The organism is Gordonia rubripertincta, from assembly GCF_038024875.1.
GTDB classification, from domain to species: Bacteria; Actinomycetota; Actinomycetes; order Mycobacteriales; family Mycobacteriaceae; genus Gordonia; species Gordonia rubripertincta.
Map to the genome: position 1 here is coordinate 2,139,294 of NZ_CP136136.1, position 13,202 is coordinate 2,152,495.

Genomic DNA, 13,202 nt, shown 5'->3' on the forward strand with positions numbered 1-13,202 from the left:
CATGGCCCAGACGCCTTACGGATCCGCGGAGTTCGACTCCCGGCAGTTCCGTACCGCGATGGGTCAGTTCTGCACCGGCGTCACGGTCATCACGACCGTCGACGAGGACGGCAAACCCGTCGGCTTCGCGTGCCAGTCCTTCGCGGCGCTGTCCCTCGATCCGCCGTTGGTGCTGTTCTGCCCGATGAAAACTTCCCGGAGCTGGAAGGTCATCGAGAAGGCCGGCAAGTTCTGCGTCAACGTCCTGTCCAACCGTCAGCAGGACGTGAGCGCGGCCTTCGGGGCGCCGGGCGACGACAAGTTCGCCAACATCACCTGGGACCCGTCACCGGCGGGTCTGCCGGTCATCCGGCACGGGCTGACCTGGGTCGAGTGCGACGTCGAACGGGTCACCGACGGCGGCGATCACCACATCGTCATCGGCCGGGCACTCACGCTCGGCGAAGTGCTGCAGGACAAGCCGTTGCTCTTCTACCGCGGCGGCTACCTGTCGACCGAACATCCGCGGGTGACGCCGGCACAGGCCGAACTCGAGAACTTCCTGACCTGGACGGGCGGAGACACCTGGCTATGAGCTCGCGCGAGATCGCTGTACCGCAGGACCTGACCAAGCCCCTGACCGATGCGATCGCCGAGGCCGAGAAGCTGATCGCCTCGGCGGAGTTCGCCGAGACCGAACAGGATCTCGCCGAGGGGTACGACTATCTCGCGGGCAGCATCGCCGCGATCATCCAGCTGGTTCGCGGGCGGTCGTTGTCGCACCCGAACTTCGTGACCTCGACCGGGCCGTCGACCAAGATGGGTCTCGACAACCCGGACACGCTGTACTACCACGCCGACGTCGAACCGACCGGGACCTACGTGATCCGTGGACGCCGCGGCACCACAACCGATCTCAGCTTCCAGGTACTGCGCGGCGACTACACGCCGTCTGCGGTGCCCGGTGGCGAGGACGCCTTCGACGACCGTCGCCTGACCATCGCCGACGACGGCACGTTCGAGCTGGCCTTCGGGCCGGCGATCGCCGACCCGCCCGACAACTACTTCGCCCTCGGTGAGGGGGCGTCGATGCTCGCGGTCCGCGAGGTGTACTCCGACTGGACCGAGCGCAAGGGGTCGATCACCATCGAGCGCGTCGACACCGTCGGAACAGCGCCGGAGGAGGCCGATCTCGCGCGCGTCGCACGCAGGTACGCAACCGCGGGCAAGATGCTGACGGCACGCATCAACACCTGGTTCAACTTCCCCAAGTGGTTCTATCTCGACGAGCCGGTCAACACGTTCACCTCGCCCCGTCAGACGCCGGGTGGCCTGAGCACCCAGTTCTCTTCGGTGGGCCACTACCGCCTGGGTCCCGACGAGGCGATGGTCATCACGATCCCGAAATCCGATGCGCCCTACCAGGGATTCCAGCTCGGGAGCATGTGGTACATCTCGCTCGACTACGTGAACCACCAGACCAGCCTCAATTCCGCTCAGGCGCAGGTCGACCCGGACGGCCTGATCCGGATGGTCGTGTCCCACCGTGATCCCGGCGTCGCCAACTGGATCGAGACGACCGGCCGGGCAAAGGGAATCCTGCAGTTCCGCTGGCAGCGCAGTGACTCGCCGATCGGCCCGGAGCTCGGTCCGACGGCGACGGTCGTCGGCATCGACGAGGTGGCCGCACACCTGCCGCACTTCGAACTCAACAAGATCGACGCCGCCGGTTGGTCCGACCGGATCGCGGCACGGCAGCGCGCATTCGCCGAGAGGATGCTGGGATGAGTTCTGGATCGGGTCTCCTCGATGACAAGGTGGTCGTCGTATCGGGCGTGGGTCCCGGGCTGGGTCGCTCGATCTGCCTACGTGCTGCTGCCGAGGGCGCACGCGTCGTCCTTGCCGCCCGCACCGAATCGCGCCTGAAAGAGGTTGCCGCGGAGATCGATGCGGCCGGCGGAACCAGTCTCGTCGTGCCGACCGACATCACCGACGACGCTGCCGTCGACAATCTGGTCGCCACCACGCTCGCGGAGTTCGGCCGCGCCGATGTCCTGGTCAACAACGCCTTCGCGCTGCCCTCGATGAAACCGCTGGGACGCACCGACTTCGGCCAGATCACCAGCAGTATCGAGGTCACCGTCGTCGGGACACTGCGTGTCATCAAGTCGTTCACCGATGCGCTGGCCGAGGCGGACGGGTCGATCGTGAACATCAACTCGATGGTCATCCGGCACTCCGAACCGCGCTACGGCAGTTACAAGATCGCAAAGTCCGCGCTGCTCGCCATGTCGCAGACGCTGGCATCCGAGCTGGGGGATCGCGGTATCCGGATCAATTCGGTGGCGCCGGGGTACATCTGGGACGACCAGCTGAAGTGGTACTTCGGCGAGGTCGCCAAGAAGTACGGGATCACCCCTGAGCAGGTGTACGAGCAGACCGCGTCGAAGTCCGATCTCAAGCGCCTGCCCGAACCGGACGAGATCGCCGACGCCGTGATGTTTCTCGCCTCGCCGATGGCGAGGGCGATCACCGGGCACACCCTCGACGTGAATTGCGGTGAATACCATGACTAGTGCAGCACGGACCGACGTCGGGACCATCGAGGACCTGCACGCCTCGGCCATCCGGGCCACGGGCCTCGAGGACTTCGGCGACACCGACTACCTCGAACCCCTGGGCATCCTGCTCGACTCCTACCGCTACGAGGCCGGGCTCACCGAGCTCGGCAGTAAGATGTTCCGGTTCTTCCTCAAGGGAGCCCTGGTCGCACGACTGCTCAGCGAGGCGTCGTGGAAGGCGAACCCGGAACACGCCGATGTCGAGATCACCCGGCCCATCTTCGTGACCGGCCTACCGCGTACGGGAACGACTGCCCTGCACCGGCTTCTGGCGGCAGACCCGGATCACCAGGGTCTCGAGATGTGGCTCGCGGAGTTCCCGCAGCCGCGACCGCCCCGCGACACGTGGGCCGACAACCCGGTGTACCAACAGATTCAAGCCGGCTTCGAGCAGCACCACGTCGAGAACCCGGAGTTCATGGGTCTGCACTACATGGATGCGGGCGAGGTCGAGGAATGCTGGCAGTTGTTGCGGCAGAGCGTCACCTCGATCTCCTACGAGTCGCTCGCCCACATCCCGTCCTACTCACGGTGGCTCGCCGAGCAGGACTGGACGCCCGCATACCTGCGGCATCGTAAGAACCTGCAGTTGATCGGTCTCAACGATCCGGGTAAGCGGTGGGTGCTGAAGAACCCGAGCCACCTGTTCGCGCTCGACGCCCTGATGGCTGCCTACCCCGATGCGCTGGTGATCCAGACCCACCGCGCGCCGTCGACGATCATCGCGTCGATGTGCAGTCTCGCCGAGCACGCCACCCCCGGCTGGTCGACGACCTTCACCGGTGATCAGATCGGACAGGACCAGCTGGAACTGTGGTCGCGCGGGTTGCGTGAGTTCTCCCGCGCCCGGAAGAAGTACGACCCCGCCCAGTTCCTCGACATCGACTTCGCCGACCTCCGCTCGGACCCGATGGGCACCGTCGAACGCGTCTACGCAGCGCTCGACACCCCCATGTCCGACGCGGCGCGAGCGGCGGTGACAGCCCTCGACGAGGAGAGCAAGTCCGGGGCACGGAAGCCGCAGCACCGATACCAGTTGGCCGACTACGGACTCGACGAGGCGACGGTCGAGGCGGCGTTCGGGGAGTAGCCGGCGTCGGCGATTCCCGCGGGCGCGTTTCCCTCCCGCTGGTGTTTCTCCTTTGCTCATCAGACCTGTCGAGCGGGGAAGAGGTGCCTACGCGGGCCGACCACCACTCCGACTGAACTCCCGTTCGCGCTCACTTCCTCCGTTCGCGCTCATGACATATGCGTGAGCGCGAACGGAAACCGTGAGCGCGACTGAGCGGCGGGTTCTACATTCAACCCATGGCCGAACCGGAGAATCGGAAGTCGGAAGAGGGTCTGAGCCGGCTGATCGCGTTCGCGGACGCGGTCGTGGCGATCGCGCTCACGCTGCTGGTGCTCCCGCTGGTCGACATCGCGAACGACCTGCGGGAGGAGACCTCGGTCGCGGAGGTGATCTCCGACCACTCCCTCGAGCTGATGAGCTTCTTCGTGAGCTTCGTCGTCATCTGGATCCTGTGGCGGCAACACCATCAGACGATGGAGTACTTCCGTTCCTACGACTCGCTTCTGATCAACCTGACCTTCGTCTGGCTGCTGACCGTCGTGATCCTGCCGTTCGCCACGGCGATGATCGACGACAGCCGGGTCGAATGGGGGACCGCGTTCTACATCGGCGTACTCGCGGCCTCGGTGGCCGCGCTCGTCGGGATCGCGCAGTGGGGACACCGGCATCCGGAGCTGCTCGCCGACGACGAGGCCACCCGACGCTGGACGAAGGCGTCGGGCGGTTGGGGGACCCTCCTGGCCCTGGCGATCGCACTGATCATCACGTTGGTGTTCCCGGAGACCGGGAACTGGCCGATCCTGCTGCTGGTCCTCACCGACCCGATCGAACGCATGCTGGATCGCCTCCGCAACCGCGGCCGATAGCCGGGGTCAGCCTAGGCGGGCGGCGGCTTCGGCGACAGCGCGATGCGGTGCACCCAGGAGCTGCGACGACGCCTGTGCGCGCTTGAAGTACAGCTGGATGTCGTGCTCCCAGGTGATGCCGATGCCGCCGTGCAACTGGATGGCCTCGCCGGTGATGCGCCGGTAGGCATCCGAGCAGTACACGTGTGCGGCGAGGGCCAGTTCGGACGCCTCGGGGTCGTCGACGGCGACCGCGGCGACCGCCGCACGCGAGATCGAACGAGCGGTTTCGACGAGCACATACATGTCGGCCATGCGGTGCTTGAGCGCCTGGAACGAGCCGATCGTGCGACCGAACTGTTTGCGCGACTTGGTGTACTCAACGGTGAGGTCGAGGGCGCGTTGGGCACCGCCGACCTGCTCGGCGGAGAGCAGCGCCCACCCCAGCGTCCGCAGGCGTGCGGCGAGGTCGGCAGGTGTGGGGATCGCGGTGGACGCGACCTCGTCGAACCGCACCGAGGCCAGCGCACGCGTCGGATCGAGGAGCGGCAGCGGTGACACCGTGACGCCGGCGGCATCAGCGGCGACCGAGTGCAACGTGACGGGTTCACCGGGCCCCGACGCCAACACCAGGAAGGTGTCCGCGGATTCGGCATCGACGACGAAGTGCGCGGTGCCGGAGAGCAAGCCGGCGTCGGCATGCACACCCGGGGTGTCCCAGCCGCGTTCGCCGGCCCAACACAGGGCGGCCGTCTGCTCACCAGCAGCCAGTGCGGGAAGCAGCTGCGACGCGGCGTCGTCGTCCTGCGCCAGCAGGATCGCGCCGGTCGCCAGCACCGACGATCCGAAGGCGGGCACCGGACTCAGGGTCGCGCCGAGTTCCTCGAGCACAGCGGCCAATTCGGCCCACGATGCCCCGGCACCGCCGGCGTCCTCCGGGATGGGGAGCGCTGCGACGCCGATCTCGGTGCACAGCGTCTCCCACAGGCCGCGATCGACGCGGCCGGTCGAGGCCATGGCCTTGCGCACCGAGGCGGTGTCACCCCGGCGTCGCAGCAGATCGCGCACCGCCTCGGCAAGTGCCTCACGTTCCTCGGCGGAGATCGCGAGCGTCTCGGTGGTCACAGTGTCTCCAGGATGCGTCGACGATGGACTGCGGGTGAGCCCCAGGCGGACAGGAGCGCGCGGGTCTTGGTGATGTACAGCGAGATGTCGTGCTCGGCGGTGTAACCGATCGCACCGAGCACCTGCAGCGAGCGGCGGGCCGACAGGTGGGCGGCGTCGGCCGCCGCGACCTTTGCCGCCGACACGTCCCGCGACACATTGGTGTCCTCGGGTACCTGGCCGTCGACGCCCAGCGCCGCGGCATGAACCAGGGGACGGGCCATCTCGAGCGCGATCGCCACGTCGGCGAGATGGTGTTTGACCGCCTGGAAGGAACCGATCGGGCGGCCGAACTGCTTGCGGGACTGTGCATACTCGCTGGCGAGGCCCAGCATCGCCTGGCCGAGTCCGAGGAGTTCGGCGGCGGTCGCGAGGGCTCCCGCGTCGACGGCGTCCGACGGATCGATGCCGGTCGCGAGGGTCTTGTCCGGCGCCACCCGCGAGAGAGTGCGGGTGGTGTCCACCGACGCCTCGGTGCTGAGCACGGTGGCCGTCGAGAGGACGCCTTCGGAGACGACGTAGACGTCGGCCGAGTCGGCATCGGGTGCGAGCGGTTGCAGCGGGGCGATGGCGCAGGTCGCCAACCGCCCCTCGGCGAGATCCTGCAGGGGTCCGTTCACGTCGGCGTCACGGAGCAGGATCGGCAGGACGGCAACGCTTTCCACGATCGGTCCGGGAGCGCAGTGACGTCCGAGTTGTTCGACGGCGACGACCATCTCGACGGCGCCGGCGCTGCTGCCGCCGTGGGATTCGTCGATGAGGAGGCCGCTGATCCCGGCGTCGGCGAGCTGGGAGTAGACCTTGGCGACCGCGGTCCGGTCACCGGCCGCCCATGCTCGCGCCGCGGCGGGCATGTCGGCCTTGCCGAGCATTGCATCGACGGTGGCGGCGAGGTCCGTGTGGATGTCGGAGAGTTGGAAGTCCATGGGGTATCAGCGATCTCCACGAGGAAGGCCGAGGAGTCGCTCGGCGATGACATTGCGTTGGATCTCGTTGGTGCCGGCGTAGATCGGGCCGGACAGGGAGAACAGGTAACCGTCCATCCAGGCGTCGTCGAGTTCGGCGTCCGGACCCTGCAGATCCAGGGCGGTCTCGTGGGCGGCGATGTCCCACTGCGACCAGAAGACCTTGTTGATCGAGGACTCCATACCGAGTTGTCCACCGGCGGAAAGTCGGCTGACGGTCTGCCAGGTCGACAGCTCGTAGGCCCGCGCCCCGATCCAGGCGTCGGCGACCCGCGCGTCGGTGTTGGCCGTCGAGGGCACCTCGTCGCGCTTCGACCGCCACAGTTCGACGAGGCGGTCGGTGGTGGCGAGGAAGCGGCCGGGGGCCCGGAGGGAGAGTCCACGTTCGTTGGCCGCGGTGCTCATCGCCACCCGCCAGCCGTTGTCGACGTCGCCGATGACCCCCGACTCGCCGGGGTTCGCCGGGTCGTCGGGCACGAAGACGTTCTCCAGGAACAGTTCTGCGAATCCGGCCTCCCCGTCGAGCTGTGCGATCGGCCGTACGGTGACGCCCTCGGCATGCAGGTCGAACATGAAGTAGGTCAGCCCCTTGTGGCGCTGGGCCTCCTTGTCGGTGCGGAACAGACCGAAGGCGCGGTCGGCGAAACTCGACCGGGAACTCCACGTCTTCTGACCGTTCAGCAGCCAACCGCCGTCGGTGCGGACCGCGGTGGATCGGAGCGAGGCGAGATCGCTGCCCGCCTCCGGCTCGCTCCACGCCTGGCCCCAGATGTCGTCGGCGCGGGCCATCCGCGGCATGATGCGTTCCAGCTGAGCGGGATTCGCGTGTTCGAAGAGGGTCGGTGCGAGCAGGAAGATGCCGTTCTGGCTGACGCGGCCCGGCGCGCCGGACCGGTAGTACTCCTCCTCGAAGATCACCCAGTGGAGAAGGGGAGCGTCGCGGCCGCCGTACTCCTCGGGCCAGCTGACGACCGACATGCGGTCGGCGGCCATCGTGCGTTCCCACTCGCGGTGGGCCTCGAAGCCCTCCGCGGTGTCCATGGACGGGAGGGGTTCGCGCGGAACGTGTTCGGCCAGCCAGGAGCGGACCTCGGCCCGGAACTGCTCGGCCGCGTCGTCGAAGAAAAGGTCCATGTCAGCTACCCGATCCCGGTCCGGCGGATGCCTTCATCGACTTGGCATCCATCCCGCCGAGCGAATCTCCGCCCGGCGCCTCGGCATTGGCCGAGTGCGCGAAGTGGTGCCAGCCGAAGACCGAGTCCATCGAATTGCGGAGCCCCATCTGGTCCTCGCAGATGTTGACGGCCTTCTTGCTGAGGAACAGCCCCTGCATCGGCATGGTGACCGCCTTCTCGACGATCTCGTCCACCTTGGTCTCCAGCTGATCTCGCGGCACGACGTGGTTGACCATGCCCCAGTCGGCGGCCTGCGTGGCGGTGAAGCGCTCACCGGTGAACAGGATCTCCTTCGCCCGCCGGGTACCCAGCGCGTAGGCGTGCGCGAAGTACTCGACGCCCGGGATACCCATGCGTGCAACCGGATCGGAGAAGAACGCGTCGTCGGAGGCGACGATGAAGTCGCAGACCCAGGCCAGCATGAGGCCGCCGGCGATGCAGGCGCCGTGGATCTGGGCGATCAGCGGCTTGGGGATGTCGCGCCAGCGGCGGCACATCCCCATGTACACCTCCATCTCGCGGGCGAGACGCTGATCGGCGCCGGTCTTGTCGGTGTGATCCCAGTGCAGGACCGCGGCGTTCTCGTAGTAGGTGTCGAAGTCGCGCTCCGGGGTGCCGATGTCGTGGCCGGCCGAGAAATGCTTGCCGTTCGCGCGCAGGACGATGACCTTCACGGCCGTGTCCTCGACGGCCTTGCGGAAGGCGGCGTCGAGCGAATACGTCATGACCGAGTTCTGGGCGTTGCGATATTCGGGGCGATTCAGTGTCACGTAGGCGACGGCACCTTCGGGACCGCCGACCTCGTAGGCGACCGGAGAGGTGTCCGGGCCGAGATCGTCGGGGCCGAGTGCGGGCGGGATGGCGGCATCACTCATGCCCACGAGCCTAACCTAGCAAGTGCTTGGTTGGTAGCCCGGCGTCAGGGAATGACGATCGTCCCGCTGCAGCTCGTCGACGGCACGCTCCACATCGCATTGCGGTTCGTCGCGCCGAAGGTCACAGCCACCCGGCCCTTGCCGATCGTCTTCACCGGGATGACGAAGTAGTGGACACCCTGGTAAGGCGGGTTCACCTTGGTGTTGCTGACCTTGAAGCCGCGTTTGCCGGTGGACAGGTTGTGCCAGTCCATCCGCAACGACGACTGGTAGCCGCCGGGGAAGTAGCTGGGGAAGTCTGCGGCGATGTAGGCATCGCCACCGTAGGTGCTGACGATGGCGCGTCTCACCATGAACGGGAGGTCGACGATGTTCGGGCTCGGGCCGATGCAGTTCGAGACCGGGAACTCGCGCGCCGCCGCGGCCTGTCCCGTGCCGGCGAGGCCGAGTCCTGCTGCGGCTGCGATCGACAGGGCCGCCGCGGCCAACCTGGTGAACGTCTTCGTCCGGACCATGTTCGAACTCCTCGTGTCGTGGTAGCTCATCGGTCCTCGACCGACTCCCGGCGATTGTCGCGAACACGGCGGGTGCTCGTCAGCGAGTAGGGGGATTTGTGTCGATCAGATGGTGGACATCCGGGTGGTGGACCAGCTCCAGACGCCGGGTGTCATCGCAGATGCGCGGATATCTGGTCGGCCGCTGCGCGGGTCGCATCGGCGATCGAGTGCAGATCCGCGACGGCCAGGGTCGAGTTCGGGCACGCGACCATCGCGGCGACGACTCGCCCCGTGTGGTCGAAGATCGGCGCGCCGATGGTCACCACCGGGACGCCGTCGGCGGTGCCGGCGTCGAGCTCGTCTGGCAGGTAGTCGATCACCGACAGTTCGGTCAGTAGGTCGCCGACCCGGCTTCGCAGGTTCTCCGACATGGTGTCCAGGGAGTTCAGGGCGTCGATGATCGCGGCGTGATCATCGGTCATCCGTTCGATCGAGTAGCCGCGCTCGGCGATCACATCGAGGATCATGCGCAGCCGGGTGCGGGTGGGTTCGGCGGCCTGGGCGATCCAGGCATCGCGTGCCTCGGCCGGGTCCCACGCGACGAACTCGCGGCAGATCGGCGGACGGATCCGGATACGGCTGCCGTTGCGTAGCCATGGATGCGGTTGAGAGTCGGCAGCGAGATGCGGCGGAAAGGCGTGCGCTGCGAGCGTGACGGCATCGATCGAGGATCGGCGGGCCACGAAGTACGGGATGGTGAAGCGTCCGCACAGGTCGTGCGCGGCGGCTGCGGCCCATCGGTCCAGGTGGTCGGCGTCCGCCGCCGATCGTGCGAGGGTGCGGAACCCGGGGCCGATCCCATATTTCCCGGTGGCGGGATCGCGGCTCAGCCAGCCGTGTTCGGTCAATTCGGCGACGATCGCGTGTGCTGTCGCCCGCGAAAGCGAGGTCTGCCGGACAATCTCGGCAAGGGTCAGTGCCGGCTGATCTGCGCCGGCCAGCAGTTCGACGATGTGGACGACCCGCGAGGTGGGTGGCGACGCGGCACGCGACGGTTGACGCGCATCGGAGAGGTCGCCTACGGTCGGTGTCACATTGTCAACACTTAGTGTCGAATATTCGACATGTCAAGGGGGTTGCGCACGGTGACGAGCACGACCGAAGCGAACGGCGGCAGCGCCGGCGACCGGCAGGCGCACCGATCGGGCCGGCACGGATACGAGTTGTCGCATCTCGCGGCCCTCGAAGCGGAGTCCGTGCACATCTTCCGCGAGGTCGCGGCCACCTTCGAACGGCCAGGGCTGCTGTTCTCGGGCGGCAAGGACTCGGTGGTGATGTTCCACCTCGCCCGCAAGGCCTTCTGGCCGGCACCGGTCCCGTTCCCGCTGATGCATGTCGACACCGGACACAACTTCGACGAGGTCATCGAGTACCGCGACCGGGTGGTCGCCGAGACCGGCGTCCGGCTGATCGTGAGTTCCGTGCAGGATGACATCGACGCCGGACGAGTCGTCGAACAGACCGGACCCGGTGCCAGCCGCAACCGTCTCCAGACCACCGCGCTGCTCCGCGGGATCACCGAGAACCGTTTCGACGCGGTGTTCGGCGGGGCCCGACGCGACGAGGAGAAGGCGCGCGCGAAGGAACGGGTCTTCAGTTTCCGGGACGGGTTCGGCGCGTGGAACCCGCGCGACCAGCGTCCCGAACTCTGGCGGCTCTACAACGGGCGCCACTCGAAGGGGGAGCACATCCGCGTCTTCCCGCTGTCGAACTGGACCGAACTCGACATCTGGCAGTACATCGCCGAGGAGAGTATCGACCTGCCGTCGATCTACTACGCGCACCAGCGGGAGGTGGTCCCCCGCGACGGCATGTTGCTCGCGAGAACCCGCTTCTTGGAAGAACTCCCGGGTGAGGAGGTGCGGACAGAGACGGTTCGCTTCCGGACCGTCGGCGACGCCACCTGCACCGGTTGTGTCCTGTCGACCGCCGACGACGTGAGCAAGGTGATCGAGGAGATCGAGGTGACCCGGCTGACCGAACGCGGGGCCACGCGCGCCGACGACCGGATCTCCGAGTCGGGCATGGAGGATCGTAAGAAGGAGGGGTACTTCTGATGAGCGGGGTCAATGCTGCCGGGGGTGCCACCGAGATGTTGCGGCTCGCGACCGCTGGTTCCGTCGACGACGGCAAGTCGACACTGATCGGCCGGTTGCTGTACGACTCGAAGGCGATCTTCACCGATCAGCTCGAGTCGATCGAGCGGACCAGCGCGGAGCGAGGTGACGAGTACGCCAACCTCGCGCTGCTCACCGACGGTCTGCGGGCCGAGCGCGAGCAGGGCATCACGATCGACGTGGCGTACCGCTATTTCGCCACTCCCAGGCGGAAATTCATCATCGCCGACACCCCGGGTCACGTGCAGTACACCCGCAACATGGTGACCGGGGCGTCGACCGCGGACCTGGCGATGATCCTCATCGACGCCCGCAAGGGCGTGCTGGAACAGACGCGGCGACACGCGTTCCTCTCGACGCTGCTGGGGATTCCGCACCTGACGGTCTGCGTCAACAAGATGGATCTCGTCGACTGGTCACAGGAACGATTCGACGAGATCTGCGCCGACTTCATCGATTTCGCGGCCAAGCTGAACGTCGTCGATCTGACCTTCATCCCGATGTCGGCGCTACGTGGTGACAACGTCGTCGAACAATCCACCGCGATGCCGTGGTATGAGGGCCGGCCGCTGCTCAACCACCTCGAGCACGTCTACATCGCCTCCGACCGCAACCTCATCGATGCGCGCCTGCCGGTGCAGTACGTCATCCGCCCGCAGCGCAGCGACGGCGCCGACCACCGCGCCTATGCGGGCACGGTCGCCGGCGGCGTGTTCACCAAGGGCGACGAGGTCGTGGTGCTGCCAAGCGGTTTCAGTACCACCATCACCGAGATCTGGGGACCGGGCGGTGTCGGGGTCGACGAGGCCTTCGCGTCGATGGCGGTGTCGGTGGAACTCGCCGACGAGATCGACATCGTCCGTGGAGACATGCTGGCCCGCCCCAACAACCGACCCTACGTCGGTCGCGACATCGACGCGATGGTGTGCTGGTTCGCCGAGGACGCGGACCTGCGCTCGCACAACCGTTATCAGCTCCTGTGCGGAACGCGGCTGACCCGCGCGCAGATCACGGGTCTCAACTACCGGCTGGACGTGAACTCGCTGCACCGCGACGAGAACGCCGAGTCGTTGTCGCTCAACGAGATCGGCCGGGTGACCCTGCGCACGCAGGAGCCGGTCATGTTCGACTCGTACCGGCGCAACCGCGACACCGGGAGCTTCATCCTCATCGACGAGGCCACGAACCGCACCGTGGGCGCGGGCATGATCACCGCGCCGGTCAGCCGCGACAGCCACATCGTCTGGCAGGCCGGCAAGGTCACTCGCGAACATCGGGCACACCGCGGTGCCACCATCTGGCTGACCGGGCTGTCCGGGTCGGGAAAGTCGTCGCTCGCCGTCGAACTCGAACGGCGGTTCGTGGCGGAGGGGAGACCCGCGTATCTGATGGATGGGGACAACCTGCGCCACGGACTCAACTCCGACCTGGGTTTCTCCGACGACGACCGCCGCGAGAACATCCGTCGGACGAGTGAGGTGGCGGCACTGTTCGCCGACTCGGGCGCGGTCGCGATCGTGTCACTGATCAGTCCCTTCGCCGAGGAACGTCAGCGTGCCCGCGAGATCCACGCCCAGCGGGGGCTGCCGTTCTACGAGATCTTCGTCGACACCCCGATCGAGGAGTGTGAGCGTCGGGACCCGAAGGGGCTGTACGGCAAGGCCCGCCGGGGCGAGATCAGCCAGTTCACCGGCATCGACTCGCCCTACGAACGTCCGGAACACGCCGAACTCGTCATCACCCCCGACGACGGTGCGCCCGTTGACGTCGCCGACATGGTTCTCCGTGACCTGGGGCTCTAGACACGCCGGTTGGCCGGGGACACCCCTGGG

Annotated in this window: 13 protein-coding genes; 7 read left to right on the plus strand and 6 right to left on the minus strand. The window is 67.1% G+C overall.

Translation table 11 applies throughout. The features are described from left to right. Position 1: 1 nt before the first annotated feature. The 5 genes from hsaB to RVF83_RS09745 all read left to right on the plus strand — a co-directional run bounded on the left by hsaB (position 2) and on the right by RVF83_RS09745 (position 4,538). Positions 2–574, plus strand: coding sequence for a 3-hydroxy-9,10-secoandrosta-1,3,5(10)-triene-9,17-dione monooxygenase reductase subunit (gene hsaB / locus RVF83_RS09725; RefSeq protein WP_005194321.1), 573 nt, complete (start codon positions 2–4; stop codon positions 572–574). Beyond that, on the plus strand, positions 571–1,767 hold the full coding sequence (locus RVF83_RS09730; protein WP_005194320.1) for a hypothetical protein: 1,197 nt from the start codon (positions 571–573) through the stop codon (positions 1,765–1,767). The genes hsaB and RVF83_RS09730 overlap by 4 nt, the downstream gene beginning before the upstream one ends. Beyond that, positions 1,764–2,555, plus strand: a complete 792-nt coding sequence (locus tag RVF83_RS09735; protein ID WP_005194319.1) for an SDR family oxidoreductase — start codon at positions 1,764–1,766, stop codon at positions 2,553–2,555. The genes RVF83_RS09730 and RVF83_RS09735 overlap by 4 nt, the downstream gene beginning before the upstream one ends. Further along, positions 2,548–3,690: a sulfotransferase family protein gene (locus RVF83_RS09740; RefSeq protein WP_005194318.1), complete on the plus strand. Its 1,143-nt coding sequence runs from the start codon at positions 2,548–2,550 to the stop codon at positions 3,688–3,690. The genes RVF83_RS09735 and RVF83_RS09740 overlap by 8 nt, the downstream gene beginning before the upstream one ends. A gap of 218 nt (positions 3,691–3,908) precedes the next feature. Further along, a complete protein-coding gene (locus tag RVF83_RS09745) occupies positions 3,909–4,538 on the plus strand; it encodes a TMEM175 family protein (RefSeq protein ID WP_005194317.1) in 630 nt (209 codons plus the stop codon). A gap of 6 nt (positions 4,539–4,544) precedes the next feature. Here the strand turns inward: RVF83_RS09745 and RVF83_RS09750 are convergent, their stop codons facing one another. The 6 genes from RVF83_RS09750 to RVF83_RS09775 all read right to left on the minus strand — a co-directional run bounded on the left by RVF83_RS09750 (position 4,545) and on the right by RVF83_RS09775 (position 10,287). Beyond that, complete coding sequence (locus RVF83_RS09750; RefSeq protein ID WP_005194316.1) at positions 4,545–5,642, minus strand: acyl-CoA dehydrogenase family protein; 1,098 nt, start codon at positions 5,640–5,642, stop codon at positions 4,545–4,547. Continuing rightward, positions 5,639–6,607 (minus strand): acyl-CoA dehydrogenase family protein, encoded by a 969-nt coding sequence (locus tag RVF83_RS09755; RefSeq protein ID WP_005194315.1) that lies wholly within the window; start codon positions 6,605–6,607, stop codon positions 5,639–5,641. The genes RVF83_RS09750 and RVF83_RS09755 overlap by 4 nt, the downstream gene beginning before the upstream one ends. Before the next feature lie 6 nt (positions 6,608–6,613). Next, the gene (locus tag RVF83_RS09760) at positions 6,614–7,780 is read right to left on the minus strand and encodes an acyl-CoA dehydrogenase family protein (protein ID WP_005194314.1); all 1,167 of its coding nucleotides are present in this window, start codon (positions 7,778–7,780) and stop codon (positions 6,614–6,616) included. A gap of 1 nt (position 7,781) precedes the next feature. Beyond that, on the minus strand, positions 7,782–8,696 hold the full coding sequence (locus RVF83_RS09765; protein ID WP_005194313.1) for an enoyl-CoA hydratase: 915 nt from the start codon (positions 8,694–8,696) through the stop codon (positions 7,782–7,784). A 44-nt stretch (positions 8,697–8,740) separates the two neighbouring features. After that, entirely contained in the window at positions 8,741–9,211 is a 471-nt protein-coding gene (locus RVF83_RS09770; RefSeq protein WP_005194312.1) for a hypothetical protein, read from the minus strand. 152 nt (positions 9,212–9,363) lie between these two features. After that, entirely contained in the window at positions 9,364–10,287 is a 924-nt protein-coding gene (locus RVF83_RS09775) for an IclR family transcriptional regulator (RefSeq protein ID WP_005194311.1), read from the minus strand. Positions 10,288–10,338: 51 nt separating this feature from the next. Between RVF83_RS09775 and cysD the strand changes: the two genes are divergently transcribed. Then, the gene (gene cysD / locus RVF83_RS09780; protein ID WP_005194310.1) at positions 10,339–11,310 is read left to right on the plus strand and encodes a sulfate adenylyltransferase subunit CysD; all 972 of its coding nucleotides are present in this window, start codon (positions 10,339–10,341) and stop codon (positions 11,308–11,310) included. Further along, the gene (cysC, locus tag RVF83_RS09785) at positions 11,310–13,172 is read left to right on the plus strand and encodes an adenylyl-sulfate kinase (RefSeq protein ID WP_005194309.1); all 1,863 of its coding nucleotides are present in this window, start codon (positions 11,310–11,312) and stop codon (positions 13,170–13,172) included. Before cysD ends, cysC begins: the two co-directional genes overlap by 1 nt. Positions 13,173–13,202 lie beyond the last annotated feature (30 nt).